At 68.3% G+C, this 26,882-nt stretch carries 25 protein-coding genes and 1 pseudogene; 10 read left to right on the top strand and 16 right to left on the bottom strand.

The window, feature by feature from the left end:
- Window positions 1-113: 113 nt before the first annotated feature.
- Together NB3_RS17265 and NB3_RS17260 are read right to left on the bottom strand one after the other, a co-directional pair.
- On the bottom strand, window positions 114-812 hold the full coding sequence (locus tag NB3_RS17265; RefSeq protein ID WP_067804069.1) for a MerR family transcriptional regulator: 699 nt from the start codon (window positions 810-812) through the stop codon (window positions 114-116).
- Window positions 813-1,261: 449 nt separating this feature from the next.
- Window positions 1,262-1,600, bottom strand: a complete 339-nt coding sequence (locus NB3_RS17260) for a hypothetical protein (RefSeq protein WP_067803992.1) — start codon at window positions 1,598-1,600, stop codon at window positions 1,262-1,264.
- 442 nt (window positions 1,601-2,042) lie between these two features.
- On the opposite strand from NB3_RS17260, the gene NB3_RS17255 reads away from it, so the two are divergent.
- Entirely contained in the window at window positions 2,043-3,317 is a 1,275-nt protein-coding gene (locus tag NB3_RS17255) for an NsdA family TPR-like regulatory protein (protein ID WP_067803989.1), read from the top strand.
- Here NB3_RS17255 and NB3_RS17250 read toward each other — a convergent pair.
- The 8 genes from NB3_RS17250 to NB3_RS17215 form a co-directional block, all read right to left on the bottom strand.
- Window positions 3,314-3,970: an HAD family hydrolase gene (locus NB3_RS17250; RefSeq protein ID WP_067803986.1), complete on the bottom strand. Its 657-nt coding sequence runs from the start codon at window positions 3,968-3,970 to the stop codon at window positions 3,314-3,316. The genes NB3_RS17255 and NB3_RS17250 overlap by 4 nt on opposite strands.
- A gap of 447 nt (window positions 3,971-4,417) precedes the next feature.
- Window positions 4,418-5,068, bottom strand: coding sequence for an AAA family ATPase (locus NB3_RS17245; RefSeq protein WP_067803983.1), 651 nt, complete (start codon window positions 5,066-5,068; stop codon window positions 4,418-4,420).
- Window positions 5,069-5,284: 216 nt separating this feature from the next.
- Window positions 5,285-5,698, bottom strand: a complete 414-nt coding sequence (locus NB3_RS17240; RefSeq protein ID WP_067803980.1) for an SgcJ/EcaC family oxidoreductase — start codon at window positions 5,696-5,698, stop codon at window positions 5,285-5,287.
- A gap of 109 nt (window positions 5,699-5,807) precedes the next feature.
- Window positions 5,808-6,770, bottom strand: a complete 963-nt coding sequence (locus NB3_RS17235; protein WP_067803977.1) for an RNA polymerase subunit sigma-70 — start codon at window positions 6,768-6,770, stop codon at window positions 5,808-5,810.
- A 117-nt stretch (window positions 6,771-6,887) separates the two neighbouring features.
- Window positions 6,888-7,232 carry a hypothetical protein gene (locus NB3_RS17230; RefSeq protein ID WP_067803974.1) on the bottom strand — a complete coding sequence of 115 codons (345 nt, stop codon included), beginning with the start codon at window positions 7,230-7,232 and terminating at the stop codon, window positions 6,888-6,890.
- A gap of 155 nt (window positions 7,233-7,387) precedes the next feature.
- On the bottom strand, window positions 7,388-7,816 hold the full coding sequence (locus NB3_RS17225; protein ID WP_067803970.1) for a DoxX family protein: 429 nt from the start codon (window positions 7,814-7,816) through the stop codon (window positions 7,388-7,390).
- A gap of 232 nt (window positions 7,817-8,048) precedes the next feature.
- Window positions 8,049-9,128 (bottom strand): redox-regulated ATPase YchF, encoded by a 1,080-nt coding sequence (ychF, locus tag NB3_RS17220; protein WP_067803968.1) that lies wholly within the window; start codon window positions 9,126-9,128, stop codon window positions 8,049-8,051.
- Between the two features lie 105 nt (window positions 9,129-9,233).
- Entirely contained in the window at window positions 9,234-10,157 is a 924-nt protein-coding gene (locus NB3_RS17215; protein ID WP_067803966.1) for a quinone oxidoreductase family protein, read from the bottom strand.
- Between the two features lie 301 nt (window positions 10,158-10,458).
- On the opposite strand from NB3_RS17215, the gene NB3_RS17210 reads away from it, so the two are divergent.
- Together NB3_RS17210 and NB3_RS17205 are read left to right on the top strand one after the other, a co-directional pair.
- Window positions 10,459-11,295: a helix-turn-helix domain-containing protein gene (locus NB3_RS17210; protein WP_067803964.1), complete on the top strand. Its 837-nt coding sequence runs from the start codon at window positions 10,459-10,461 to the stop codon at window positions 11,293-11,295.
- A gap of 10 nt (window positions 11,296-11,305) precedes the next feature.
- Entirely contained in the window at window positions 11,306-11,722 is a 417-nt protein-coding gene (locus tag NB3_RS17205) for a VOC family protein (RefSeq protein ID WP_067803961.1), read from the top strand.
- 97 nt (window positions 11,723-11,819) lie between these two features.
- Here the strand turns inward: NB3_RS17205 and NB3_RS17200 are convergent, their stop codons facing one another.
- The 3 genes from NB3_RS17200 to NB3_RS17190 are packed head-to-tail and all read right to left on the bottom strand — an operon-like array spanning window position 11,820 to window position 14,961.
- The gene (locus tag NB3_RS17200) at window positions 11,820-12,698 is read right to left on the bottom strand and encodes a carbohydrate ABC transporter permease (RefSeq protein WP_218020588.1); all 879 of its coding nucleotides are present in this window, start codon (window positions 12,696-12,698) and stop codon (window positions 11,820-11,822) included.
- Window positions 12,699-12,724: 26 nt separating this feature from the next.
- The gene (locus NB3_RS17195; protein ID WP_244891943.1) at window positions 12,725-13,600 is read right to left on the bottom strand and encodes a carbohydrate ABC transporter permease; all 876 of its coding nucleotides are present in this window, start codon (window positions 13,598-13,600) and stop codon (window positions 12,725-12,727) included.
- Between the two features lie 50 nt (window positions 13,601-13,650).
- The gene (locus NB3_RS17190; RefSeq protein ID WP_067804063.1) at window positions 13,651-14,961 is read right to left on the bottom strand and encodes an ABC transporter substrate-binding protein; all 1,311 of its coding nucleotides are present in this window, start codon (window positions 14,959-14,961) and stop codon (window positions 13,651-13,653) included.
- A gap of 203 nt (window positions 14,962-15,164) precedes the next feature.
- Between NB3_RS17190 and NB3_RS17185 the strand changes: the two genes are divergently transcribed.
- From NB3_RS17185 to NB3_RS17170, 4 genes are all read left to right on the top strand, one after another.
- On the top strand, window positions 15,165-17,423 hold the full coding sequence (locus NB3_RS17185; RefSeq protein WP_067803955.1) for a carbon starvation CstA family protein: 2,259 nt from the start codon (window positions 15,165-15,167) through the stop codon (window positions 17,421-17,423).
- A gap of 62 nt (window positions 17,424-17,485) precedes the next feature.
- Window positions 17,486-17,680, top strand: a complete 195-nt coding sequence (locus NB3_RS17180) for a YbdD/YjiX family protein (RefSeq protein ID WP_067804060.1) — start codon at window positions 17,486-17,488, stop codon at window positions 17,678-17,680.
- A 163-nt stretch (window positions 17,681-17,843) separates the two neighbouring features.
- Entirely contained in the window at window positions 17,844-19,475 is a 1,632-nt protein-coding gene (locus NB3_RS17175; RefSeq protein ID WP_244891941.1) for a DNA-3-methyladenine glycosylase 2 family protein, read from the top strand.
- The gene (locus NB3_RS17170) at window positions 19,472-20,014 is read left to right on the top strand and encodes a methylated-DNA--[protein]-cysteine S-methyltransferase (RefSeq protein ID WP_067803953.1); all 543 of its coding nucleotides are present in this window, start codon (window positions 19,472-19,474) and stop codon (window positions 20,012-20,014) included. Before NB3_RS17175 ends, NB3_RS17170 begins: the two co-directional genes overlap by 4 nt.
- Window positions 20,015-20,044: 30 nt before the next feature.
- On the opposite strand, the gene NB3_RS17165 is transcribed toward NB3_RS17170, so the two are convergent.
- The 3 genes from NB3_RS17165 to NB3_RS36810 form a co-directional block, all read right to left on the bottom strand.
- The gene (locus tag NB3_RS17165) at window positions 20,045-23,335 is read right to left on the bottom strand and encodes an AAA family ATPase (RefSeq protein WP_067803950.1); all 3,291 of its coding nucleotides are present in this window, start codon (window positions 23,333-23,335) and stop codon (window positions 20,045-20,047) included.
- 34 nt (window positions 23,336-23,369) lie between these two features.
- Complete coding sequence (locus tag NB3_RS17160) at window positions 23,370-24,545, bottom strand: exonuclease SbcCD subunit D (protein ID WP_067803947.1); 1,176 nt, start codon at window positions 24,543-24,545, stop codon at window positions 23,370-23,372.
- Between the two features lie 61 nt (window positions 24,546-24,606).
- Entirely contained in the window at window positions 24,607-25,407 is an 801-nt protein-coding gene (locus tag NB3_RS36810) for a hypothetical protein (RefSeq protein WP_157111832.1), read from the bottom strand.
- On the opposite strand from NB3_RS36810, the gene rmuC reads away from it, so the two are divergent.
- The 3 genes and pseudogenes from rmuC to NB3_RS17145 form a co-directional block, all read left to right on the top strand.
- Complete coding sequence (rmuC, locus tag NB3_RS36805) at window positions 25,406-25,561, top strand: DNA recombination protein RmuC (RefSeq protein WP_371855913.1); 156 nt, start codon at window positions 25,406-25,408, stop codon at window positions 25,559-25,561. The two genes, NB3_RS36810 and rmuC, sit on opposite strands and share 2 nt — an antisense overlap.
- A pseudogene (locus NB3_RS35065) lies at window positions 25,558-26,212 on the top strand (DNA recombination protein RmuC). Before rmuC ends, NB3_RS35065 begins: the two are co-directional and overlap by 4 nt.
- Window positions 26,213-26,273: 61 nt before the next feature.
- On the top strand, window positions 26,274-26,882 hold a 609-nt coding region (locus tag NB3_RS17145), incomplete at its 3' end, for a DUF6542 domain-containing protein (protein ID WP_174553218.1).

Here is a 26,882-nt window from a genome sequence, read left to right as displayed (position 1 = left end):
CAAACGGTTCGAGTAAACCAGCAGATCGGCGGAGTATTCGATGTGCTTCCCTACCGGAAAATTCAGGCCGCTCGCTGCCCGATCGTCGCCTGCTGCACCTGATCGAGTCATCGCTACTGTGCCTGATCGAGCATGGTGAGGTAGGCATCGAGCTGGGCCGCACCAGCGAGAAGATTGCGGCTTCGCGCGGTCAACCGGGCCTGCCAGGAGTCGAGAAAAGCGCGCAACGCGTCCGCCCCGCCCGCATCGCGCAGGGCCTCGATGAACTGCGCGACTTGGGCGAGCCGGTAGCCGCCCCGGCGCAACTGGCGAGCGATCTCGGCATCACGTACGCAGTCCGGTCCGTATTGCCGGTAACCCGTCCCTCGATCGCGTTCGGGGTGCAAGATCCCCTGGTTCTCCCAGGTGCGCAAGGTCGCCGGGTGCACGCGGATACGACGCGCGAGTTCCCCCACGGTCAGGGGTCGCCCGTCCAGGGGAGCCGGTGTCGCGCTGGATAGGCCGCCCAGGGCCTTCGCGACCTCGGCGTGGGTGTCACGCTCGGCGAGCATCGCGACGTGTGCGGCGTCGATCAGCCGGTAGACCGACTCGGCGTCGCCGCGGCTGGCCGCGCGCATGATCCCCATCGCCTGCTGGTGCCCGTGCCCACCCCGCAACGCGAGAAACGCCCGGAGGGCCTGCGCGTGCAGCAGCGTGTATTGCCGATAACCGGTCGCGCTGCGCTCGGCCGGCGGGAGGATGCCCGCGTCGTCGTAATTGCGGATCGCCTGTGCCGACAACCCGTGTTCCCGGGCGAGGTCGATGGGCCGCAGCATGCACCTCCAATTGAGGGTTCTATCTCTTGGTACGAGGGGACGTGCACCGAAGTTTCATTAAGAACTCCAACGATACTGTCGAGGGCAGGGCGACTCCGGAAAGGATGTTCATGTCCGCTGTCACCGCACTGCGTGAAATCGGCCGCCAGCTCGATGACCCGGCAAGCCTGAGCCGTGCCGTCGACGAACTGCTCGTCGCGTGAACCGGCCCGCCCCGGCTCGCGCTGGGCGAGCCGACACACGGGATCGAGGCATCCCCTGCCGCGCATAAGAAGCCACGGCCCCTAGCCAGGTCTCATTCCGCAGTAGTCGAGTCGGCTGGAGTGGTTGTGCCGCGGCAAAGGACGCTTTACTGCCCACGGTGATGGGCGTGGTGGATGCCGGTCGCTTCGCCGCCGGGCCGTGTGGTCCGACGACGAAGCGGGTAGCCCGGCGAAGAATCGGCGTCAGGGACGCCACCTATCGATCACAGCTGTAATCGGCCATCGAGCCTCAACGTCGTCGACATCGAAGATGACATCGGCCCGCCGCATTACTCGCTCGATGTGACCATCCAGGTGCACACGCCCCGGCACGATGACCGCCTCCGCCCGCGTCCGCTCGATCTGATCGAGCAACAACCCGACCGGATCGTCCGTCTTCGCCGACAACGCAATCGTTTTGCACAAGTCGTAACCGAGCCGCTTGGCCAGGCTTCGCATTGTCGTCTCCAGCCATTTCTGATGCGAGCCTGCGATATCCGTCCGCAAGAACCCGATGGCCCGGGGGCGACCGGTCGACGTCAACGCACACCTCCCCTCAGTTCGGCAGGCCGGTCATCGATGACCTCGACACCGGTCCATGTACACGTATCCGGCCCATTCGTGCGGTGCTCCCCGATCCGCCCATCGATCACGGGCACCATCCGTTGACAGAGCAAGCACATGACCTGCTCGATCGGACCGGTCACACCCCGCGCGTAAGCGGCACCGCACATGCTGACCGTGATTCGCGGCCGGGCATCTCCTGACAAGCCGACATCCTGTTCCACCATCCGTGTTCCCTCCCGTTGACTCTGGTCGGCCGCAGCTCGGATGAGCATCGCTTGCACTGAGCGGCACCTGTAGATCTCTCATGAGGTTCGCAAAACTCAACGTCCGCATAAAGGCCATGCAAGGGGACATCAGTAGGACCTTCATGGTGAGTTCTCTTGCGGGAGAGTCCTATCCGTGGACTAACCTGGCCCCTATGGCATCGACAGGGAACGCTTCACTCCGCGCGGCCAGGCAGGCGCTTGGCTTCCGATCTCAAACAGCACTCGCAGAAGCTGTGACGGAAGCCGCGCGTCAGATCGGACTACGCATCGAGGTCGCAAGCCGGACGGTCCGTAGGTGGGAATCCGCGAATCCGCCGTGGCCACATCCCGACCACGCCGCGGCACTGGAAGCACTCTTCAAGCGGCCGGTTACCGAGTTGGGGTTCTCACCACCGTGGACGGAAGCGGAGAGCGATTCACGTGCAGGTCAGAAGCTGACTGACAGACACGCACTTCCGTTCAGGCACGGCGGTTTCGGCACGGCCGCATCGCTCCTACCGGCTTCGGTCGCGAAGGAATTCGCGTCGGTCACAGCGTCCCATCGCCGCCTGTACTGGTCGACCCCAGCGGCGCGCCTGCATCGTCTGGTCGCCGATCATGCTCAGTTCGGACTCGAACTCTTGCCGCGGGTATCGGGCTCGGGCAAGACGGTTCTGGCACGAGCCGTCTCGGAATCGAGTCTTCTGGCCGGGCGCTTGGGATTCTTCGATCTACAACAGCCCGAGCTCGCGCAGCCAAGTCTCGTACTAGCACTTCAAGCCGCGCACGAAGCCGGAGATTCGCTTCTCGGCGCGGCCGCGCTCGCGCATATGGCATTCGCCCCAGCGTTCTCGGGCGACCAAGCTCGCGCCGAGGAGGCTCGGGAACGACTACGTGCCGCACGGGCTTTCGCGAGCAGGGGCAACGCCAACTCCGAGACGATGGCTTGGCTGGACGCTGTCGAGGCGGAGGTCGAGACTCGGCTAGGTGATCCACGCCGGGCGCTCGCCCTGATCCATCACGCCGAGAAAATCTACGGCGAACACGACAGCAACTCACATCCGTCACCGGAGTGGTTCGACTGGTTTTCTCCGGTCAGGCTCGCAGGCTTCAAAGGAAACACACTCATCCTCGCCGGCCGAGGCCGCGAAGCTCGCGACACCTTGGAGGAAGTACTCAGCGTCCTACCCGATGCGGATGCGAAGCAAAGGTCGATCTATCTCGCCGACGCGGCCGCCGCAGCCGTGCTGGAGAAGAACCCCGAGCAGGCGTGCCGATATCTCGAGGAAGCCTTGGATCTACTCGCGAGCAACTGGTATGCGACTGCACTGGATCGAATCAAGGCCGTGCGTCAAACGCTCACCCAGTGGGATTCCTTGCCCTCCGTCCGGGACCTCGACGCCCGGTTGTACGACTGGCATACGACCGTCAATTCTTTGGTCGGCTAACCGGCGGAATTCTCTGCCACCACGATATTCGCCAGTTCGTTGAGATCGCTGATCTGCCAATCGGACAGATCAGCGACTTCCTTCTTGTTACGGTGGATCCACCCCCAAGGGCCCCTCAGTAGGTAGGCCGTCCGCATTCCGGCTCGTTTCGCGGGAGCCACATCGTTGTCGATGCGGTCACCGACGTAGATGATCTCTTCCGCCGGTCGGCCCGCCGCCTCGACAACCTTGGCGAAAAACTCGAGCGAAGGCTTTTGCACACCCCAGTCGTCAGAGGTAGCGATGAAGTCGGCGGGAAGGTCCAGCCCCCGGAGCAAAGTCCCTGCACGAGCTGTTTGATTCCCGGCGATCCCAACAAATATTCCCATCTCACGCAGCTTCGACAACGCGGGCCGCACATCGGGATAGAGGTCATCCTCACCGAACCACTCAGCCTGCCCCGCATCAGCTCGTGCTTGCCGTTCCTCATCGAGATCGAACCCAGGCCGGAAGATCTGGAATGTCTCGCGATAGTCGAGACCGGTCGCAATGACGGCGCCGAACGCTGCCGCGAACGTATGCCTGGGCACGCCAAGCCAGTCCGCCCACGTTCCATATTCCCGGGTCTCGTCGACCAGCGTCTCTCCGACATCAAAGACAATCGCGGCAATCACTCGCCAACTGTACCTTGTTCTTTCGACCGATTCACGATGCGCCGGGAGCAGCGTCGACCGAAGGCGAAATCCGCCGACTGGCGAAATGATCCACGCCTTTGGCAGCGACCATCCGAATGTGGCTCCTCCTCCTCGGCGAACCACTAGCATTTTTCCGTCAGCCCGTACTTGCAGTCCGCGGTCGACACGTACCCATGACAGAAGTGTAATTCCTCACGGTAGCGAGGCCGATCACGCGCCCAGCCGGAGCCTGCGGCGCTCCATACAGCAGTAAATTCGCGGCGATATCCGCGGATGTTGGAGGTCGTACGGTGCAGCCGCATAACAGCGCCATGTACCCAGGTGTACGGCGAAGCGCCCTCCTTCCCGAGAAGGGCCAGTCCGCTCCAACTGCCGCTCGCCAGCGCGCTGTCATGCCAGGTTCCGGACGCCTTTGGCATCTGCGGCTCAGAGTCCGAGTGCCTGACCAACCCTATCGGTCAGAACCTCCTCGGATACGGTGTCGACGTCGATGACGGAAAGTCCGAGGCGGGAGCTCTCGGTGCGGAGACGATTGGTGAACAACCGATCACGTTCGAGCAGATTTCGTGCGGCACGCGCCGGATCCCGGGTCTTGCCGGGGATCTTCCAACCGCGCTTGTCGAACGCTGCCCGGCGGAACGCGGGTGAGGGAAGCAACCAGACACCGTGGCTGCGCTCTGTGAGCAGCGGTGCAACAAGATGCGGCAACAGGCGGAATCCCTCGGCGATGACTCCTGCCTCGCACGGTGAGCACAACAGGTCCTCGACGATGAAATGGAATCCTTCGCCCCGGTACCAGTGGAAGGTGTCGAGCATCGTCTCCGGTGACCGGTCCACCCAGCGTTCATCCATACTCATCGCCGCGAATCTGCTCAGCCAGGGGGAGTTCTCCCGTGTGCTGCGGGCAGCGTGGTCGCGCATGGCATCGTCGGTCGAGTACACGCGCAAGCCGTGCCGGGCGGCGAGATTGCCCGCGACCGTCGATTTGCCGGCGCCGCTGCCTCCACCGATCCAATAGACGTGGCGCAGTCGGGTACGCAGCGCGGCTGCGGTAGGAAGCTGCTCGTCGGCACCCATCCGACCAAGTTATCCATCGACGCCGACGAAGCGCACAGATAATCACGCCTACCCCGCTGACCGACCGGCCGGTGTGCGGTGCCGCAGAAACGACCGAGCCCCACCCCGACAGAGCATGCGGGCGGCCGTACGACGAAAATGATCGCGGGAACGGCCCTCATCCACATCCGGGGACGAGGGCCGTCCAGTCAGTGCGGTGGCTGGTTCACCCGCGGCTCACTGGGCAGGCGCGAGTATTGGGCTGTTGTGATAGGCGGCGATCAGCCACCGCTGGTCGCGCTTCTCGAAGACCCACGTCGCGTTCACCTTGCGCTCGTCGGCGGGAACTTCGGTCTCGCCGGCGAACAGGATGGCGGATTCGCTGATCACGATCGCGGCATCCGCGCCGATGAAGCGGACGCTGAGCTGTTTGTTGTAGGTCGAGCTGCCCGCGAGCGGCCCCGCGAAGGCCAGTGCCATGCTCTGGCGGATCACCTCACGGCTGTCGCGAAGCGAGCCCGTCATGATGGCGGTCGCGTCGGTGGTGTAGTCGGCGACCATGGCGTCGGCGTCGCCCGCCTCCCACGCCTTGTAGGAATCAGCCAGCACGGCCTGGATCGCGGCCTCGTCTGCGGCGCGATGGTTCGACATCGGAGTCTCCCTTGTTGGTCGGATCGCCTGCAGTGTTCCGGCGACCTCGGGAATACATACCGGCGGCGGCATCCGAACTCATCGCGCCGCTGGAAGGAAACTGTCGGGTCTAGGCGTCGAGTCGGGCCGCCAAGCCGAAAGCCGCGAAAATCTCAGGATCCTGGAACACCGAATTCCGGCTGATGCCCTCGGCGGTGACTGTGAAGATCTGGAGCGTGTGCAGTTCGTACCGGTCACCGACGCGCTGATAGGCGGCGAATCCGGGTTGGCCGCCGTTGGCGGCGACCTGCTGGAGAACCCAGTCCTTCCCGGCCGCCTCGAAGACCCATTCCATGAACAGGCCGTAGTTGGCACGGCCGGCGAACCAGTTGAGCATCGGCGGCATCTCCATGATGACGTCCTCGGTGAGCAGACGCTTGAGGCCCTCGATGTCGGCCTGGGCGAACGCCGACATGTAGCGCTCGACCCAGGCGCGCTGCTCGGTCGTGGACAGCTCCCCGACCCGTTCCGATCCGGCCCCGATCTCTTTCAGGCGGGTGCGCGCCCGCTGCAGGGAGCTGTTCACCGATACGACGGTGGTGCCGAGAATTTCCGCCGTCTCGGCCGCGGAGAAGCTGAGCACCTCACGCAGGATCAGCGCACCGCGCTGACGCGCCGACAGGTGCTGCAGGGCGGAAGCGAACGCCAAACGCAGGCTGCTGCGATCGATCACGGTCGCGGACGGATCGGCGTTGTCCAGCAACGAATCCGGTAAGGGCTGCAACCAGGCGGCGTGCTCTCCCCGCACGAACGGTCCGAGCGGATCCGCCGCGGCCACCAGTCCCGACGGCAACGGTCGGCCGCCGCGAGTCCGCAGCGCGGTCAGGCAGACGTTGGTCGCGATCCGGTAGAGCCAGGTGCGCAGTGAGCCGCGCGTTTCGTCGTACTGCTCCCGCGCCCGCCACGCCCGCAGATACGTGTCTTGGACCAAGTCCTCTGCGTCGTGCGCCGAGCCCAGCATCCGGTAGCAGTACGCCAGCAGCTCCGTCCGGAACGGTTCGATCCGACGATCGAAGCCTTCTTCCCTCGTCATCACGCCTCATCTCCACGGCAGTCGCAAGCGCCGGACCGGCGACTGCGGTGGTCGTCCGCTGTGGAAGGGTAGGCCACCACGCGGGTAGCTCGATGCGTGCATTCGATTCCACGTCAACTACAGCACGCTCACGTAGTTTCCGTAACGACCGTTCAGGGCGTCCATGGCGGCTTCGGCGATGATCTGGCGGCCATCTGCCGGGTCGTTCTCGACGTCACGACCCGGGCGGACGATGGCGTCGCCAAGAGCAGCGTTGACCATCGTTGCCGAGCGCGGTTGCAGCGCCAGTGTTTTCAACAGTTCGACATCCTCGCGGCTGCCGGTCGTTCCCAGCGCCATGATCAATTGGTACTGCGTCTCCCAGGTGCGTTTGTCCAGCACTTCGCGTTCGAGCGCGGCGCGGACTCGGGCCGCTGTTGTCGGGTCCGCGAGCGCGCGCAGCCGTTTTGCGCCGCGTCGCATGATTCGGAGGGTCACGGGGTAGGCGGCCCGATCCGGTGACGTCCGCCCCGCGACTCCGATGGGACAGCCCGACCAACCCGACCGGACCGTCCCCGTAACGCACAACGCGGCTACCGGCGGCTGGGCGCCGCCGGTAGCCGGGCGTTACGCACGGGTCATCGCTTCACCAGCGCGCGCAGGGCGGCGATCGAGGCCCGGCGTTCGTAGGCGATCCAGGCGAAGATCGCAGTGAGCGCCAGCGGGAAGGGGGCCAATTCCGGGGTGTCGGCCAGGAACGCGTTGAAGCCGGCGGCGAGGAAGGTGACGATCGCCAGGCCGATCGCGGCGGCCGCGGTCAGGCGGGGCACCATGAGCCCGATCCCGCCCGCGACCTCGGCAAGACCGATGAAGACCAGCAGCGCCAACGGGATCGAGAAGGCGGTGGCGTTGTTTTCCATCAGAGTCTGCGGGATGACGAGCTTCGGGCCGCCGGAGGCGATGATGAAGAACAGACCGAGCACGATCTGCAGGGTCCACAGGACGCGGTTGCGGATCTTGCCGGGGTGGACGGCGGCGGTGGACTTGGTGGCGGTGATGGCGGTCATTTCTTGTTCCTTCTGGGTCGGTCGCGCCGGGTTGGTGGCGCGTTCACCAGTACGGACGGGGTCGGTCCGGAAAACTCATCGCCGCGGTCGAAAGAATCTTCACCGCGCGGTCGATGTCGGCCATCGCACCGCGCCGGCGAACGACTGAGCCCCCACCCGAATACCGGATGGGGGCCTCAGTAGAGTCGCTACCAGCAGCGATGTGCGCGCTTCCCTACTTCCACGCAGAGGGTCAGACGTTGAAGCGGAACTCGACCACGTCACCGTCCGCCATGACGTAGTCCTTGCCTTCCATGCGGACCTTGCCCGCTGCCTTGGCGGCGGCCATGGAGCCCGCTTCGACGAGGTCGTCGAAGGCGACGACTTCGGCCTTGATGAAGCCGCGTTCGAAGTCGGTGTGGATGACGCCTGCTGCCTTCGGGGCGGTGTCGCCCTGGTGGATGGTCCAGGCGCGGGCTTCTTTCGGCCCTGCGGTGAGGTAGGTCTGCAAGCCGAGGGTGTGGAAGCCTGCGCGGGCCAAGGCGTGCAGGCCGGGTTCGGTCTGGCCGATGGATTCGAGGAGTTCGATGGCGGATTCCTCGTCGAGTTCGAGCAGTTCGGCTTCCACCTTGGCGTCGAGGAAGACCGCGTCGGCGGGGGCGACGGAGGCTTTCAGCTCGGCGACCTTCGCCTCGTCGGTGAGCACCGACTCGTCGGCGTTGAAGACGTAGAGGAAGGGCTTGGTGGTGAGCAGCGAGAGCTCTTTCAGCAGCTCGGTGTCCACCTTGCCGGCCGCGGCGAACAGGGTGGTGCCGCCGTTGAGGATCTCCTGCGCGGCCTTGGCGGCGTCGGCGACCGGCTTGCGGTCCTTCTTGACCTTGGCTTCCTTCTCCAGGCGCACGACCGCCTTCTCCAGGGTCTGGAGGTCGGCGAGGATGAGTTCGGTCTCGATCACCTCGATGTCGGCGCCAGGGTCGACGCGACCGTCGACGTGCACCACATCGTCGTCGGCGAACACCCGCACCACCTGGCAGATGGCGTCGGCCTCGCGGATGTTGGCGAGGAATTTGTTACCCAGGCCCGCGCCCTCGGAAGCGCCCTTCACGATGCCGGCGATGTCGACGAACGACACGGTGGCGGGCACGATCCGCTCGGAGGAGAAGATCTCGGCCAGCTTGTTCAGCCTCGGATCGGGCAGCGGGACCACGCCGACGTTCGGCTCGATGGTCGCGAACGGGTAGTTCGCGGCGAGCACGTCATTCTTCGTCAACGCGTTGAACAGCGTCGACTTCCCGACGTTCGGCAGACCGACAATTCCCAAGGTGAGACTCACGAGGAACAGAGTCTACGCGGCACCCCGACCCGACTCCCCCGCGAGTGGCACATGGTGGAGGCGCTTCTCGCGGTTTGCCGCGGCCATGTGCCAGTCGCGGCCGGCTCAGGGGATGAGGACGACTTTGCCGAGGTTGGCGTGGGCTTCGATGACGGCGTGGGCGGTGGCGGCTTGGTCGAGGGGATACTCCGCGTGTACGGCGGGGCGTAGCTGGCCGGAGGCGAAGTACTGCCAGAGTTCTTGGCGCCAGTGGTCGTAGGTGTCCGGCTGGGTTCGCGCTATGCGGGCCATCTGGAAACCGATGACGGATTTCGCGCCGACGAGCAGATCGTAGGCCTGGATGACGCCTCCGCCGGAACTGTAGGCGACCAACCGGCCGCCGGGGGCCAGCGCGGCGAGGGCGGGCGAGAGCAAGTCGCCGCCGACGGCGTCGAGCACGTAGTCGGTGGGGGCGCCCCAGGATTCCTGGCCGTATTCGACCACCTCGTCGGCTCCGAGTTCGCGCACGAACTCCGCCTTCGCCAGATCCGACACCGCGCCGACCACCCGCGCCGCGCCGCGCACCCGCGCCAACTGGACCGCGAGGTGGCCGACGCCACTCGCGGCGGCGGTGATCAGAGCGGATTCGCCGTCCTGGGGCGATGCGGCACTGAGCGCGCCGAGCGCGACCAGGCCGCTGCGCACCAGCGCGACCGCGTCGACGGCCGACGCGCCGTCCGGAATCGGCGACGCCATGGCCGCCGAAAGCAGGGCGTAGTCGGCGTAGCCGTGACCGAACACGAGACCGGTCACGCGATAGCCGGGCGTATATCTATCGACGCCCTCGCCCACCGCGACCACCTCGCCCGCGACCTCGCCGCCCAACGCGATCGGTTCGCGCTGCTCACGCACCTTCCGCACCACCGGCAGGGTCACCCCGACCGCCTCGACACGGACCAGGAGCTCACCCGGCCCCGGCGTCGGCACTTCGACCGAGACGAGCTCGAGCACCTCGGGACCACCGCTGCGCTCGTACTGCACCCGCCGCATCACACCTCCAGATTTCGTCAGAACGCGCAACGGTATCCGGATCGCGGCAGGTGATCACAGTCAACTACACGCTGTAGTGGTACATCTCACCGCCGCTCGCGACCTGCGGAGAGCCGCCGGATCGGTGGGCATGGACGACGCCGCGCCCGCGCATATCCCCGCGGCCGCGTCGCGGACGACCTGGCCCCCTGCCCTGCTCGACTGCCGACGGATCGGCGCTTCGCGGGCACGTCGATATCGCGAACTGATCCATGCGGCGGAGCCGGGCGCACATGTCGGTCCCCCGGCGTAGCGTGACCGCATGGAGCCGACCACGGAGGTGATGACGGCGCGTCCGGCGCCCGCGCTCGCGGGGTTCATCGACCGGTACCTCGGTTATCGCATGGCCGGATTCTCGGCGGGGATCCATCGGGGGTTGCCGTCGCGGCACATGACCTTCATCGTCGCGATCGGGCCGACGATCGACGTCGTCGAGCAGACCGATCCGCGTCAGTCGCCGCGGAATTACCGGTGCGTGCTGAGCGGCCTGCAAGCGAGCACGGCGCTGATCGCACACGGCGGTTACCAGGAAGGCGTGGCCGTGTCGCTCACGCCGCTCGGTTGCCGCACCTTGTTCGGCATGCCCGCGGCGGCGCTGTGGGACACGTCGGTCGAATTCGCCGACGTGGTGGGACCGGTCGGATCGGAGCTGTGGGAGCGATTGCAGTACGCGCGGAGCTGGCCGGAGCGTTTCGGCGTCTGCGATCGGGTGCTCTCGGCGCTGGCCGATCCGGACCGTGCGGTCGGTCCCGAACTCACCCGGGCGTGGCGGGCGGTGGTCGGTTCCGGCGGCGGCATCGCGATCGGTCCGCTGGCCGATGAGATCGGCTGGACCAGGCAGCATCTGACGCGCCGGTTCAATCGCGAGTTCGGCCTGAGTCCCAAGCTCGCGGCCCGGATCACCCGTTTCGAGCGGGCTCGCCGGATGCTCGCCCACACGCCGTCCTACGTCACCATCGCCCAGGTGGCCGCCGCCTGCGGGTATTACGACCAGGCTCATCTGGATCGCGACTTCGCCGATCTCGCCGGGACGAGCCCGACCGCGTGGCTGGCGGAAGAGGTTACATCCGTCCAAGCCCCGGACGAGTCCGCCGGATGACGATGAACGCATGACGAATCCGACAGAAACCAGCACCCGTACCGCCGTCTGGCCCACGCTCACCTTCCGCGATGCCCGCGCGATGGCCGCCTTCCTGGTCGACGCGTTCGGCTTCCGCGAGGCCGCGATCTACGCCCGCGAGGACGACCCGTCGATCATCGAGCACGCGGAACTGCGCTGGCCGCTGGGCGGCGGTGTGATGTTCGGCTCCGCGGGCAAGGACGACAGCCCGTTCAGCACCCGCCCCACCGGCACCGACTCGGTGTATCTCGTCTGCGAGGACCCCGACGCGCTCTTCGCCCGCGCCACCGCCGCCGGCGCCGAAGTGGTCCGCGGCCTGCGCGACGAGGACTACGGCTCACGCGGCTTCACGGTGCGCGACCCGGAGGGCAACCTCTGGAGCTTCGGCACCTATTGGGGCGCGTGATCCGGGCGGCGGTACCCCTTGCACCGCGGTGCCGCGGCCGGGCGACGACCTTCGCCCGGCCGCGGCACCGCACCGATGAGACGAGTGGGAAGTCTGTTCACCGACCGCCGAACCCCGACATCGCGATGCCTCGGATGAACGCGCGCTGAGCTATCGCATAGATCAGCAGCAAAGGCAGCAGGATGACGATGGCGGCGGCCATGAGGATCGGCCACTGGGTGTGGTACTGGCCTTGCAGGCGGATCAGGCCCAGTGTCGCGGTGGCGACGTCCTCGCGCTGGATCATGACCAGCGGCCAGAGGAAGTCGTTCCACACGGTGATCCAGGTGAGCACGGCAAGCACCATCAGGGCGGGACGGGTGTGCGGCAGCAGGACCCGCCAATAGACCTGCCAGGTGGAGCAGCCGTCGAGGATGGCGGCCTCCTCGAGTTCCTCGGGCAGCGTGCGGAAGAACTGCCGCATCAGATAGGTGCCGAACGCGCTGCCGAACAGGCCGGGCACGATCATCGCCCACGGGGTGTCCACCCAGCCGAACGCCCGCATCAGCAGGAACTGCGGGATCACCGTCACGGTCAACGGCACCATCAGCGTCGCGAGATAGGCGAGGAACAGTACGTCGCGGCCGCGAAACCGCAAGCGGGCGAACGCGTACCCGGCCAGCGAGCAGAAGAAGACCTGCCCCGCCGTCACGCACAAGGCGTAGATCGTGGTGTTGAGCAGCATCCGCCCCATCGGCAGCAGCTCGAAGACCTTCCCGTAATTCGACCACTGCGGCCGCTGCGGAAGGAACGTCGCGTCGGCCATCTCGCCGTCCCGCTTCAGCGAGCCGGACACCGCCCACAGGATCGGCAACAGGGCGCACCACGCGATGCCGGCCAGCACCGCGTATATCGCGGTCCCGCGCACCACCCGCCGCACGATCGCCCGGTCGACCCGGCCGGCCGCGAGGTTCGCGCGGTCCTGCCGCGCCGGCAGCGCGCGCCGCACCGTCTCGTAGGTGTTCACTGTTCCATCTCCGACCGCCGGGCCATCCGCAGTTGCACCAGTGTCAGCAGGAACAGGATCGCGAAGATCACCCAGGCGAGTGCGGAGGCGTACCCGACTTCGTAGAAGCCGAAGGCGTTCTGGAACAACATGATTCCCAGCAGGTAGGTACCCGTCTCCGGTCCCCCGTTGCCGCCGGTCAGCGCGTATGCCTGGTCGAAAGCCTGCACCGAATTGATGATCGTGATGATGAAGACGAACGACAGCGGCCCTCGGATCAACGGCACGGTGATCGCGAGGAAGCGTCGCAGCGCGCCGGCTCCGTCGATCTTCGCGGCCTCGTACAGCGTCTCCGGCACGCCCTGCATGGCGGCGAGCAGGATGACCGTCGCGAACGGCACGCTCTTCCACACGGTGACGATGCTGAGCGAGACCAGCGCCCAGTCGGGGTCGGTCAGCCAGGGCACCGCGTCGATGCCGATCCAGCCGAGCGCGACGTTCAGCAGCCCGTCGTCGGTGAACAGGAACCGCCACACCACGGCCATGGCGACCGCCGAAGCGACCAGCGGCAGAAAAGCGATGGTGCGAAATATGCCGATACCGGCGAGCTTTCGATTCAGTGCCGCGGCGACGGCCAGACCGATCACCACCGTGGGCACCAAGGTCAACAGTGTGAATACGGCCGTGTTACGTAATGCGATGAGAAACAGAGGGTCCGACGTGAACAGCCGCCGGTAGTTGTCCACGCCGGCAAATCGCATGGGACTGAACAAGTCCCACGAATGAAAACTCAGATAGAGCGAAAAACCCAACGGGAACAACAGGAAAACCGCGACGGCCGCCACGTTGGGCGCGACGAATGCCCACCCGGCCCGCTCCCGCCGCCGCGCCAATCGGGACGCGACCCTTGCTTTGCCCGGTGTTTGCGATCGCCGCACTCCTGTCATGGCGTCTCCAGCAGCGCGTCGACGTCGGAGGCGAAACGCCCGTCCAAGGACGCGGCGGTGGCGGCGCCGCGCAGCACGCGGTTGGAACCGCGCTCGAGCAGGGCGGAAACCTTTCCCCACGCGGGGGTGACCGGGAGCGGACGGGAATTGGCCGGACCGGCGGTGAACACCTCGAGATTGCGGATCTCCCGGTGCGCGGCGGCGAATCCCGTGGAGTTCATCGCGGACTGGAGCACCGGAACGAACAGTCCGGACGCGGCGATGATCGCCTGCCCCACCGGCCCGGTCGCGAATTTGACGAATTCCCAAGCCTGTTCGACGCGCGGGCTGTCGGCGGCGATGGCCAGCCCGGTACTGCCGACATCGGTGATGGCGCCTGGACCGCCGTGCGGGCCGGCCGGCAGCACCGTGACGTCGATCGGGAGGTCGGCGTGCCCGGCGAACTCGGAGTACAGCCAGTGCCCGCCCAGCGCCATCGCCGCGCGGCCCCGCCGGAACAGGTCGGGGGCCGAGACGGAGATCGTGTCGGCCGCCCTCGGCGCCACGCGATGGCGCACGGCGAGGTCGGCGTAGAACTGGAAGCCTTCGGCGAACCGAGGATCGCCGAGATTGGTCCTGGTCGGGTTCACCGAAGGCGAGAACCATTCGGCGCCGTTGTTCATACCGAAACAGGCTGCCGAGAAGTACGGCACCCAGGCGTCGGCGAAGCCCCACCTGGTCCGGGACGAGTCGTGCCTGGTCAACGCCTCGGCAGCGGCCAGGAACTCGTCGAACGACCAGGCGTCGCGCCAGCGCGCGGGCGCGCTGATCCCGGCTTCGTCGAACAACGCCCGGTTGTAGTACAGGAACACCCCTGACCACTGCTCCGGCAGGGCGTACTGCCCGCCCGCGTACGTGAAGGTGTCGTACAGCGCCGGATAGCTGTCGGCGCGGAGTTCGGCGGCGTATCGCGGATCGCGGGCGAGCAGCGTGTTCAGATCCAGCAGCACGCCGCGCTCGGCCAGACCCGCATAGGTCAGCTCCCATGCCATCAGCACGTCCGGGCATTTGCCGCCCGCGCAGTAGGTGAGCATCTGTTGCAACGGGTCCGGCCCCGACATGATGGTGCGAATCCTGATGTCGGGACGGCGCTTCCGGAACTCGTCGATGATTTTCAGCCGTACCCGCGCCTCTTCCGGCCTGGCCTGGAAGAAGAAGGTCAACGCGTCGTCATCGGAGCCGCAGCCGCCGCAGGCCAGCAGCGGCGCGGCCAGCGCCGAGCCGAGCAGCGTCCGGCGACGGAGCCGGGCGACGGGATTCGCACGCAACACAGCCCTCCTCCGGGGCGGATGTGGAGCTCATCGAACCGCATGGCAGCATACGTTCGGCAATCAGGTGGTGACGGCCGACACATGAACAATATTTCACGGTGCCCGTCCGGCGTCCGGAATCGGCACGACGGCGATCGCCGATCGGTTACGTTGTCACGTGTTTGAGCAAGATCCTGCGCGTTTTACAGGAGAGTAGGCAGATGGCGACAATCGAATATCTGCGGACCGATCCCGATCTGCCGCCCGTCGGCGTGGTCGACAAGTCCCCGATCACACCGGCCAAGAAATTGATCTTCGGGGGGATCGCCGTTCTCGGCGCCATAGCGTGGGCGGTGCTCGCCATCTCGCGCGGCGAATCGGTGAACGCGGTGTGGATCGTGATCGCGGCGGTGTGCACCTACGTCATCGCGTATCGGTTCTACGCCAGGTTCATCGAACGCAGGATCGTCAAACCGCGCGACGACCTGGCCACCCCCGCCGAAATCCTGGAGAACGGCAAGGACTACATGCCGATGGACCGGCGGGTGCTCTACGGGCACCACTTCGCCGCCATCGCCGGCGCGGGTCCGCTGGTCGGTCCGGTGCTGGCCGCGCAGATGGGCTACCTGCCGGGGACCATCTGGATCGTGGTCGGCGTGGTGCTGGCCGGCGCCGTGCAGGACTACCTGGTGCTGTGGGTCTCGATGAAGCGGCGCGGGCGCAGCCTGGGTCAGATGGCCCGCGACGAACTGGGCGTGATCGGCGGCTGGTCGGCCATCGTCGGCGTGCTGGTGATCATGATGATCCTGCTCGCGGTGCTCGCGCTGGTGGTCGTCAACGCGCTCGCGCACAGCCCGTGGGGCGTCTTCTCGATCGGGATGACCATTCCGATCGCCCTGTTCATGGGTGTGTACCTGCGGTTCCTGCGGCCGGGCAAGGTCGGCGAGGTCTCCGTGATCGGGTTCGCCCTGCTGCTGCTGTCCATCGTGGGCGGCGGCTGGGTGTCGGAAACCGACTGGGGCGCGGACTGGTTCACGCTCTCGCCGGTGACCATCTCCTGGCTGCTGATCGCCTACGGCTTCGTCGCCTCGGTGCTCCCGGTGTGGCTGCTGCTTGCTCCGCGCGACTACCTGTCGACGTTCATGAAGGTCGGCACGATCGTGCTGCTCGCGGTCGGCATCCTGGTCACGCTGCCGGTGCTGCACGCGCCCGCCGTCTCGTCGTTCGCCTCCAGCGGCACCGGGCCCGCCTTCGCGGGTTCGCTGTTCCCGTTCCTGTTCATCACCATCGCCTGCGGCGCGCTGAGCGGCTTCCACGCGCTGGTCTCCTCCGGCACCACGCCGAAGCTGCTGGAGAAGGAATCGCACGCGCGGATGATCGGCTACGGCGGCATGCTGATGGAGTCGTTCGTCGCGGTCATGGCGATCATCACCGCCTCGATCATCGACCAGCACCTGTACTTCGCGATGAACGCGCCGCTCGGTCTCACCGGCGGCACCGCGGAGAAGGCCGCGGCCTACACCAACAGCCTCGGGCTCAGCGGTCCTGCGATCACCCCGGCGGAGCTGAGCCAGGCCGCGAGCGATGTGGGCGAGTCATCGATCATCTCCCGCACGGGCGGCGCGCCGACGCTGGCGGTCGGCATCTCCGAGGTGTTCCACCAGTTCCTGGGTGGGGCGAGCATGAAGTCGTTCTGGTACCACTTCGCGATCATGTTCGAGGCGCTGTTCATCCTCACCACGATCGACGCGGGCACCCGGGTGGCGCGGTTCATGCTCTCGGACGCGCTGGGCAACTTCGGCGGCGCGGCGAAGAAGTTCCGTGATCCGTCCTGGCGGGTGGGCGCGTGGCTGTGCTCGGCCGTCGTGGTCGGCGCGTGGGGCTCGATCCTGCTGATGGGCGTCACCGATCCGCTGGGCGGCATCAACACGCTGTTCCCGCTGTTCGGCATCGCCAACCAGCTGCTCGCGGCCATCGCGTTGACCGTTGTGCTGGTGATCGTGGTGAAGAAGGGCCTCGCGAAATGGGCTTGGATCCCGGCGATTCCGCTGGTCTGGGATCTGCTGGTGACCATGACCGCCTCCTGGCAGAAGATCTTCTCCGCCGACCCGAAGCTCGGCTACTGGAAGCAGCACAGCATCTGCCAGGCCGCGCAAGACGCCGGGAAGCTGTGCCTGACGGCGAAGACCCAGGACGACATGAACGCGATCGTGCGCAACACCTTCATCCAGGGCACGCTGTCGATCGTGTTCGCGCTGCTGGTGCTGATCGTGGCGGTGGTCGGCGCGCTGGTGGCCTTCCGCGCCTGGCGCTCCGGGGAGACGACGACCACCGAGACGGCGGAAGAGCCGTCGAAGATCTTCGCGCCCAGCGGTTTCGTCGCCACCGCCGCGGAGAAGGAAGTCCAGAAGCAGTGGGACGAGCTGATCGCGGCCGGGAAGGTGCGCCCCTCCGGCGCGGCCCACGTCCACGCGCAATGAGCGACTCCACGCAGCCGGGCGCCGATCGGTCCGCGCGACCGGTCGGCGCCCGGCTGCGCGCCGTGGCCCGTGCCTGCGGCGGCGGGGTCCGCGCGGGGGTCTGGTGGTTCAACTCGATCCTGGGTGGGCAGGACTACCAGCGCTACGTCGAGCACCTGCGGCGCAAGCATCCCGGCTGCGCCGTCCCGACCGAGCGGGAGTACTGGCGGCAGCGGCACGCGGAGGCGGATCGCAATCCGGCCAACCGGTGCTGCTGAGCGAAAAGATTTTCGGCGCGCGTCGCCACAGGCCGATTTGGTAGTTGCCACAACCGCTGACCGGGAAACAGCTGTGCGATGTCATGCCAGTCGTGTGAGGTCACGACTACCACCAGCAGTGGTGGCCGATTCCCGCTAGCACGGGTCCGCCGCAGCTGCCATTGTGGTGAGCGTGACGATCACGGCATTGGATTTCGAACGTTGCTACCGGGCGGTGTCGACCCGGGACTCCCGATTCGACGGGCAATTCTTCACCGCGGTGCGAACCACCGGAATCTATTGCCGCCCTTCGTGTCCGGCGATCACGCCGAAGCGGGCCAACGTGTCGTTCCTGCCGACCGCCGCCGCGGCGCAGCAGGCGGGCTACCGTGCCTGCCGACGCTGCCTGCCCGACGCCGCGCCCGGCTCGCCGCTGTGGAACACGAGGGCGGATCTGGCCGCGCGGGCGATGCGGCTGATCGGTGACGGTGTGGTCGAGCGGGCGGGGGTGCCGGGGCTGGCCGCTACGCTGGGCTATTCCCAGCGCCAGCTCACCCGGGTGCTGACCACCGAACTGGGCGCGGGGCCACTGGCGCTGGCCAGGGCGCACCGGGCGCACACGGCGCGGCTGCTGATCCAGACCACCGCCATGCCCATGTCCGATATCGCGTTCGCGGCCGGTTTCGCCTCGATCCGGCAGTTCAACGACACGGTGCGCGAGGTGTTCGCCGTCAGTCCCACCACCATGCGGCTCGAAGCGCAGCGCGCGAAGACCGGCGCTACCGCGCGTTCCGCGCCGTCCGGCAGCGGGTCGCTCACCCTGCGGCTGCCCTACCGGGAGCCGCTCGACCGGGCCTGGCTGGAATGGTTCCTGTCGGCGCACGCGGTGCCGGGCATGGAGCTGTGGGAGAACCGCACCTACACCAGGAACCTGCGCACGCCGCACGGGCACGCCACCGCGCGGCTCGGCTTCCAGCGCGACCACGTGCGGGCGGAGCTGTCCCTCCACGACATGCGCGACCTCGCGCCCACGGTGACCAGACTGCGCCACCTGCTCGACCTCGATGCCGACCCCGTCGGAATCGACGAAGCACTCGGTGTCGGGTCCGTGCCACCCGACAGCACCGTGCGACGGCCGCCGGAACAGGCCGCCGACTATCTGCCCGACGCGGGAGCCGGATCGCCCCCCGAGAGCGAAGCGGTGACCGAAATGGAGCCGCTGGACGGAGGGCGCCCGTCGTTCACCCCCGGTATCCGCGTGCCCGGGTCCGTCGACGGCGCCGAACTGTTGCTGCGCACCATGATCGGGCAGCAGATCTCGGTGTCCGCCGCGGCCACGCACACCGCTCGGCTGGTCGAGGCTCTCGGGGAACGGGTGGACGGACCGATCCCGCTGCTGTTCCCGGCCCCGGAGGTGATCGCAGAGCGTGGCGCCGAGGTATTGACCGGGCCGGCGCGGCGCATCCGTTCCATCATCGCGGCGGCCGAGGCGCTCGCCTCCGGTGAGCTGGCGCTGCACCAAGGGCGCACTGCCGCCGATCTGCGCCGCGATCTGCTCGCGCTGGACGGCGTGGGGCCGTGGACGGCCGACTACGTCACCATGCGCCTGCTCGCCGATCCGGACGTCCTGCTCGGCACCGATCTGGTCGTCCGCCGCGGCGCGAGCCTGCTCGGCATCGATCTGACCGGAACCGCACGCTGGGCTCCGTGGCGGTCGTACCTGTCCATGCACTTGTGGAAAGCGGCACTGACCAGCCGCGTCACCCCTTCCGGCAGCCCAGCGCTCGCCACCACGAAAGGCAGTGTCGAATCATGAACGCCAGCATCGCCGTCCGCCCCGACCTCACCGGCGCCCGGACCACCACAGCGGATTTCGCCGTCAGCGACACACCGCTCGGCCCGTTCACCACCCTCGTCGACTCCGACGGCGCGGTACTGGCCTCCGGATGGACGGCCGACGCGGAGAACCTGCGCGGTTTGATCCATCCCACCTTGCGGCCCGGCGGACTGCGGCAGCGGGATGCGCTGGGCGAGGTGACCGCCGCCGTCGCCGCCTACCACGACGGCGATCTCACCGCTATCGATTCGATTCCGGTGCGCCAGCACTCCGGGGAATTCCTCGTGCACGCGTGGGAGGTGCTGCGCGCCGTCCCGGCGGGTGGCCCGCTCACCTACACCGAATTCGCCGCCCGCGCCGGCCGCCCCGACGCCACCCGCGCCGCGGCCAACGCCTGCGCCCGCAACGCCGCCGCCCTCTTCGTACCCTGCCACCGAATCCTCCGCATCGGCGGCGCACTGGGCGGCTTCCGTTGGGGATTGCCCGTGAAACGGTGGCTGCTCGACCACGAGGGGTGAGCGCAAGAAGGCCGGCCGGCGAAGGCGCGCTCAGGCGATGGTCGCCTGGAGGTGGGAGCCGTCGCGGCCGCGCACGACGTGCAGGCGGCTGGGGATGCGTTGGCGCATCTCGTCCACGTGGCTGACCACGCCGACCACGCGGCCGCCGGTGCGGAGTTCGTCGAGGACGCCCATCACGGCATCCAGGGTGTCGGCGTCCAGGCCGCCGAATCCCTCGTCGATGAACAAGGTGTCGAGAACGAGACCACCGGATTCGGCGGCGACGGTGTCGGCCAGCCCGAGCGCCAGCGAAAGGGAGGCCATGAAGGTCTCGCCCCCGGACAGCGTCTTGGCCGGGCGGATGGCTCCGGTGTAATCGTCACGGATGTCCAGGCCGAGCCCGCCTCGGCGACCGCGCGGCCCGGCCTTGTCCGAGTGGACGAATTCGTAACGGCCGCCGGACATCCGGCGCAGCCGCAGCGATCCGGCCTGGGCGACTTCTTCCAAGCGAGCGGCCAGGACGTAGGAGTGCAGGGACATGCGGCGGTTGTTCGCACCGCGCCCGGCGACCAGGTCGGCGAGACCGTCGAGTTCCTCGAACGCTCGTTGCGCCGGGGCGATCCGGTCCACGGCGGCCCAGAGCTGGCCGCCGAGTTCCTCGAGCTGGCCGGCTCGCCTGCTCGCCTCGGCATGAGCGGCCACCGCGGCGTTGAGCGCGGTCTGCGCGGCCGTCACCAGCGCGTCGAGCTCGGCCTGATCGCCGGGCTCCTGCTCCGACGCCGCTCGGATCTCCGGTTCGGCCAGCACCGCTTCGGCCGCGGCGCGGGCACGGTCGGCGGCCACGAGTTCCGCTTCCATCTCGGCCTGCCGCCGGGAGTCGCGCGCCGCGGCGTTGACGACCTTCGCGTAGGCGGTCAAGCGTGCGATGTGGTCTGCGCCGGTCACGCGAGCGCAGGTGTCGAGCTGCGCCGGTTCCTCCCCGCCGCCGGAAACCGGAGCGGCGGCGGTCTCGCCGGATTCCGCGGGCTGAGCCGAGCCGTCCCGAGACGAAGCCCGACCTGAGCCGGACGAAGCCGGACTTGTCCCGGATGGAGCCGAGCCTTCTCCGGACGAAGCCGAACCTTCCCCGGACCGGACCGCCCCCTCGGCGGCGGCAGACGCGGACCCGAGAGCCGACATCGGGCCGCCGTACTCGCCCTCTGGTACGAAACGCGCTGCGCGGGCGAGGTTTTCCACCCGATCCGCAACCATGGACACCTGTTCCCGCGCCGCAACCGCTTCGGCACGGGCATCGCGCAGAGCGGTCGCCTCGGCGACGAGGGTCACGAGCCGGGCGCGGCGGCGGTCGATGGTCTGGTCGGCGCCCGCGGCGCTGCGCAGCCGGTCGGTGAGTTCGGCGAGGCGCTTCTCGGCGGAGACGACGGTGGCCACGACCGCGCTGCGGCGCGCCTCGGATGCGCGCAGCTCGTCGTGCAGGCGCGCCTCGTCGCCGCGCAGACGCGTGAGTTCCGCCTCCAGCCCGTCGGCGTTGGCGGCCAGCTCCGAGGTGTCCTCGTAGCGGTCGGTCGCGGCGCGCAGAGCCGCGGCGAGCTCGACACGGTCGGTGTCGCCGCCGCGAGCGACCAGCGCTTCGATCTCGCGTTCCAAGCCGGTGATGCGGGCCAGCGCACGGTCACGGGTGTCCTCCGCGGCGCGCTCCGCCGCGACCGCGGCGTCCTCCTCGTCCTTGGACACCGCGGTGTCGGTCGGCTGGGCCGGCGCGGGATGCCGGACCGAACCGCAGACCGCGCAGGGATTTCCGTCGACCAGCTCACCGGCCAGTTCGGCGGCCATTCCGCTCAGCCTGCGCTCACGCAGCTCCAGCACCAGTTCCTTGGCGTCCAGGTGCGCGGCGCGGGCGTCGTCGAACTCGATGCGGGCGTGGTCGAGCGCGGTGCGCCGCGCGGCCAGCTCGACCGCCGCCGTGGCGGCGGTCTGCAACCGTTCGGTCTCCGCGGTGATGCCGGGCAGGGCGGCGACCGCTTCGGTGGCCTCCCTCAGCCTGGCCTCGGCCGCGGTGAGCGCCGCGGGCAGCTCGTCACGCCGCGCGGTGAGCTCGGTGACGCGCCGGGCCAGCGTCGCGTCCTCGGCGCGCAGGGCGTCGAGTTCACCACCGAGCTCGGTGGCGGTGTCGGCGTCGGCTCGCACTTCGTCCAGCGCGCCGATCTGCGCGCTCCAGCGCTGGACCGCCGCGTCGATGTCGGCGTCGTCGCGAATCCGACCGCCGTCCATCAGTTCCGCGCCACCGAGTTCGGCGCAGGCCGGTTCCAGCAGGCGGGTCGCGAGCCGCTGCGCCGCCGCGTCCTTCTCGCTGTCGCGCCTGCGCAGGTTCTGCACCGCCGAACGCGCTTCGTCGATGGCGGCGGCGACCGGCTCGGCGCGGCGAGCGAGGTCGAGTTCGGCTTGCAATGCCGCGCGCCGATCGGCCCCGGCGGCAAATTCGTCGAGCTGCGCGCGGGCCGCGCTCATGCGGCGGCGCGATTCGCGCAGCCGGCGCTGCTGTTCCGCCTGCTCCCGCACCCGCGAGGAGTCCGCTTGGCAGCGCTCGACTTCCGCCACGGCGGCGGCCAGATCGGCGCGCGCGGTGGCCAGCAGGTCCTGCGACCATCCGACGCACTCGGCCGGGCCGACCGAATCCGTCACTCCCGCGGCCATACCCACCTGCGTGATCAACCGCTCGATGCCGTCCGTGCGAGCCTTCATATCCGCTTCGGCGGCACGGCGTTGATCGGCGAGCCACTGTTCAGCGGTGCCGAAACGCCTGGTGTCGAAGAGTTTTTCGAGCAGTTTCTCGCGGTCTTCGTTCTCCGCTCGCAGGAAGCGGGCGAAGTCGCCCTGGGGCAGCAGCACCACCTGGAAGAACTGGTCGGCGCTCATGCCGAGCAGGCGCAGCACCTCGTCGCCGATATCCGGTATCCGGGAGAGGTTCTCGCCTCTGCCGTCGAGCCAGGTCAGCGTCGCCTTCGGGTTGATGGTGCGCATGCCGGTGCCGTCGCGCTTGGGCCGCTGGAACTCGGGGCTCCTGGTCAGGCGCACTCGCCGCCCGCCCAAGGTCGCCTCCAGCACCACCTGTGGTGGCGTCTGCTCCGGCGCGTGATCGGAGTGCAGCCGCTTGCTCTCCCCGCGCGCGCCGGGAACCCGGCCGTAGAGCGCGAACGCGATGGCGTCCAGCACCGTGGTCTTGCCCGCGCCGGTCTGGCCGTGCAGCAGGAACAACCCGTCGGCGCCGAGGGCGTCGAAGTCGACGACCGTGGTGGCGGCGAACGGGCCGAAGGCGGTCATCTCCAGCTTGTGCAGCCTCATGCCGCCGCGCCTACGCCCGGCCTCGGCAATGTGCTCATGCGGTCAGTTCCTCGGCGGCGGCCACTACGGCCACCTGCTCCGGTTCGGCGACGGCGGCCGACAGCGCCCGCTCCAGCCAGGTCATCTCGCTCGGGCTGGGTGCGCCGCGGACGTCGGTGAGGAAGCTGTGGGCTACTTCGATGTCGCGGCGGCCGTGCACCCGCTCACGGTAGCGCAGATCCGGGCCGCCCTCGGGCCGCGCCCATTCGACGTGCACCGCGTACGGGAACCGCTCGCGCAGTTTGCGCATGGCGTCGACCGGGCGGGCGACATCGGTGAGCACGGCGGATACGTAGTGCTCTTCGGCCGCGCCGTACTCGGCGCCGCTGAGCAGCTCGTCCAGCGTGCCGGTCAGCTTGCTCAGGCTCCGGACCGTCGGCAGGTCCCTGCGGCGCACGGCTCGCAGGCCGGAAGCATCCACGTCGACGATCCATACCGCTTTGCGATGCGCGTTCTCGCCGAACGAATACGGCAGCGGCGAGCCGGAGTAGCGCACCGCCTCCGTTAGCGTCTGCGGTGAGTGCAGGTGACCGAGGGCCACATAGTCGATGCCGTCGAAAGCGGCGAGCGGGACCGTCTCCACGCCGCCGACCGAGATAGAGCGCTCCGATCCGGTGGCTTCCCCGCCGATCACGAAGGCATGCGCCAGCACGACCGTCCGCACCCCCGGCCGCCGCGCGATGTCGGCACGCACCCGGGCCATGGCCGCGTCCAGGATCTCGGCGTGCGAGCGTGCCTGCGGCACTTCGAGTTCGGCGCGGGTGATCTCCGGTTCCAAGTACGGGATGCCGTAGAACGCCACCGGACCGTGCTCGTCCTCCAGCAGCACGGGTCGGTCGGCATCGGCCACGGTGGTGCGCAGATGCAGCCCGCCCGCCGCGGCGAAGCTCGCGCCCGCGCCCAGCCGGGCGGGCGAATCGTGGTTGCCCGAGGTGGCGACGATCCGGGCTCCTGCGGCGCGGATGGCCTCGAATCCCCGGTTGCACACCGCGATCGCGTCGGCGCTGGGAATCGACCGGTCGTACACGTCACCCGGCAGCACCACCACGTCGACCGATTCCTCGGCCACCAGCTCCGCGATGGCGGTCAGTGAACGAGCCTGGTCGGCAAGCAGATCGACCCCGTGGAACGTGCGCCCGATGTGCCAGTCCGAGGTGTGCAGCATCCGCATGCCGCGAAACCGTAGGGCAAGGCACCGACAGACTTCAATCGACCCGCCCGTTGTGCCGGGTTCACTCGGTGCGGACCCGGCGTGTCCACCGGTCCGGCGAGTCGACCGGTCGCGGTTCACCGACAGGCCGAAACCCCGCACACCTCCTGTCTTCCCGAATCCCACGACGTGGACGTTCCGGATGCCAGAAGCCGACAGGTACGCGAGATTCGCGGCAATACGCAGGCCGAGCGGGATTCCGGCCCGATGACGGGCAGCTGCCAGCTGCTCGTTCTTGTCGGTGGCGTACGGCACTATCTGCGCCATGACCGCACCCGTGCTCGTCGCCATGATCCCGGTGTTCGCCGCCGGTTTCGGCCTCGACCGGCTGGGTCGCGCCGCGCGGGCCGGGCATCGCGCTGCGGCAGCCGAGGCGCGGCCCGCGGTAGTCGCGGACAACGAGCAACTGTCGCGGCAGTCGCTCAGCCCGGCCGACGAGGCCGCCGACAACGAACAGCAGTCGCCACAGCCGCACACCGCGACCGACAAGATCGCCGACAACGAACAGCAGCCGCCACAGCCCCACACCGCGACCGACAAGGTCCCCGACAACGAACAGCAGCCGCCACAGCCCCACACCGCGACCGACAAGGTCCCCGACAACGAACAGCAGCCGCCACAGCCCCACACCGCAGCCGACAAGGTCCCCGACAACGAACAGCAGCCGCCACAGCCCCACACCGCAGCCGACAAGGATGCCGTACGGGGGCATTCGCACGCCGTCGGCGCGGTGGTGGAACCGCTGCGCGCGGCGGTCGGGGCGCTCAACGCGCCGCAGGCCGAGCGGCAGCGGCTCACCGCGTATTCGAGCCTGCGCGAGCATGCGGCGCACCTCGCACCAGATCACCGGGCAGATCGGTCAGCTGGTCGCGGCGTTGCGCGCACCTCGGGTACACGGCCGACGAGGCGAGATCCAGTTGGAGCGGGTGGCCGAGCCGGTCGTGATGACAGGCCCTGCGATTTCCGGACCCAGGTGAGCCGCACCGGTCTCGGCGAGGACGACCGCACGGTGCGACCCGATCTGGTGGTGCGCCTCGCGGGCGGCAGGCAAATCGTGGTGGACGCCGCGGTGCCGTTCGCCGCCTACCTGGACGCCCGCGACCCCGACGTGCGCGCCGAACTGCTCACCAGGCACGCCGAACATCCGCACGTATATCGACCAGCTGCTGGGCAAGGCGTACTGGGCCGCCTTCGACCCGGCGCCGGAATTCGTGGTGCTCTTCGTGTCCGGCGACCTGTTCCTCGACGCCGCCCTGACCACCGGCTTCGAACTGCTGGAGGACTCGTTCGGCCGCGATGTGATCCTCGCTACTCTCGCCACGTTGATCGCGTTGCGGCGCACCATCGCCTTCGGCCGACGGCGGGAGGCGCTGTCCAAGGACATGGCCCCCGTGCGGCGTCTCGGCCGGGAGCTGTATCAACGGCTCGGCACGACGGGAAAGCACCTCAACCGGCTGGGCGCGCAACTCGGCGGGGCGGTAGCGGCTTTCGATGCCGGGGGCCTCGGTGGAGTCGCGGGTGATGGTCACCGCCCGCAGACTGCACGAGCCGGCCACAACCGACAGGATGTGCCCGAGATCGGACGCGTGGATTCCCGGCCGCGCGGTGAGCTTCGCCGACGCGGGTGAGTAACCAAGGTATGGCCGTGCCGCCACGCCGCCGGGAGCGGCGGCAACTAGTGTGCATATCGTGGCTGCTTCCGAACGTGTGCGATCCCGGGTGCCCGCGCCGCAACGCTCGATCCTGCCGTCGGTGCCGGGGATCCCGGTCGGCGCGGCGATCCTGATCGCGGTTGCCTGCACGTTTCTGGGATTTCTGATCGATGCCGGCAGCGGCGGCGCCGAGCTGACCGGCACGTTCGCCGCGCTGTACGTCGTGGGCTGTGTCGCGGCCGTCGCCGCCGTTCGCTACCGGGGTTTGTTCAGCACGATGGTGTTGCCGCCGCTGCTGCTGTTCGTCGCCGTGCCGCTGGCCTATCAGCAGCTCACCGGTCGTGGCGCCACCTCGATCAAGGACATCCTGCTGAACCTGGCGATCCCGCTGGTGAACCGGTTCCCGACGATGATGCTCGCCACGGTGGTGGTCCTGCTGATCGGTGGCGCCCGGATCTATCTGCACCGCAGGGAGGAGGGCGCAGACCGGCCGTCGTCGTCGCGCAAACGCGACAGCTGGGGCAAGTCACCGGCGAAGCAGAGCAAGCCCGGACGTTCGTCGCGCGGCGCCGCGGAGTCGGCGCGCCGCAAAACTCGCCGACCGAAGGCCGAGCCCGCCGAGCCGGAAACGGCCGACGCGGACCAG

The organism is Nocardia beijingensis NBRC 16342 (assembly GCF_001612785.1).
In the GTDB taxonomy this organism is placed as follows: Bacteria; Actinomycetota; Actinomycetes; order Mycobacteriales; family Mycobacteriaceae; genus Nocardia; species Nocardia beijingensis.
Note: the sequence above shows the minus strand (reverse complement) of the source record. Positions and strands in the feature narration are given on the sequence as shown.

Coding starts and splice junctions, on each gene's coding strand:
- NB3_RS17255 (WP_067803989.1), top strand. CDS start 2,043: ATGGCATCGACAGGGAACGCTTCACTCCGCGCGGCCAGGCAGGCGCTT.
- NB3_RS17230 (WP_067803974.1), bottom strand. CDS start 7,232: ATGCGACGCGGCGCAAAACGGCTGCGCGCGCTCGCGGACCCGACAACA.
- NB3_RS17160 (WP_067803947.1), bottom strand. CDS start 24,545: ATGCGGATGCTGCACACCTCGGACTGGCACATCGGGCGCACGTTCCAC.
- NB3_RS17225 (WP_067803970.1), bottom strand. CDS start 7,816: ATGACCGCCATCACCGCCACCAAGTCCACCGCCGCCGTCCACCCCGGC.
- NB3_RS17235 (WP_067803977.1), bottom strand. CDS start 6,770: ATGACGAGGGAAGAAGGCTTCGATCGTCGGATCGAACCGTTCCGGACG.
- NB3_RS17240 (WP_067803980.1), bottom strand. CDS start 5,698: ATGTCGAACCATCGCGCCGCAGACGAGGCCGCGATCCAGGCCGTGCTG.
- NB3_RS17185 (WP_067803955.1), top strand. CDS start 15,165: ATGGCGACAATCGAATATCTGCGGACCGATCCCGATCTGCCGCCCGTC.
- NB3_RS17205 (WP_067803961.1), top strand. CDS start 11,306: ATGACGAATCCGACAGAAACCAGCACCCGTACCGCCGTCTGGCCCACG.
- NB3_RS17165 (WP_067803950.1), bottom strand. CDS start 23,335: ATGAGGCTGCACAAGCTGGAGATGACCGCCTTCGGCCCGTTCGCCGCC.
- NB3_RS36810 (WP_157111832.1), bottom strand. CDS start 25,407: ATGCTCGCGCAGGCTCGAATACGCGGTGAGCCGCTGCCGCTCGGCCTG.
- NB3_RS17245 (WP_067803983.1), bottom strand. CDS start 5,068: ATGGGTGCCGACGAGCAGCTTCCTACCGCAGCCGCGCTGCGTACCCGA.
- NB3_RS17210 (WP_067803964.1), top strand. CDS start 10,459: ATGGAGCCGACCACGGAGGTGATGACGGCGCGTCCGGCGCCCGCGCTC.
- rmuC (WP_371855913.1), top strand. CDS start 25,406: ATGCGGCGCACCTCGCACCAGATCACCGGGCAGATCGGTCAGCTGGTC.
- NB3_RS17215 (WP_067803966.1), bottom strand. CDS start 10,157: ATGCGGCGGGTGCAGTACGAGCGCAGCGGTGGTCCCGAGGTGCTCGAG.
- NB3_RS17170 (WP_067803953.1), top strand. CDS start 19,472: ATGAACGCCAGCATCGCCGTCCGCCCCGACCTCACCGGCGCCCGGACC.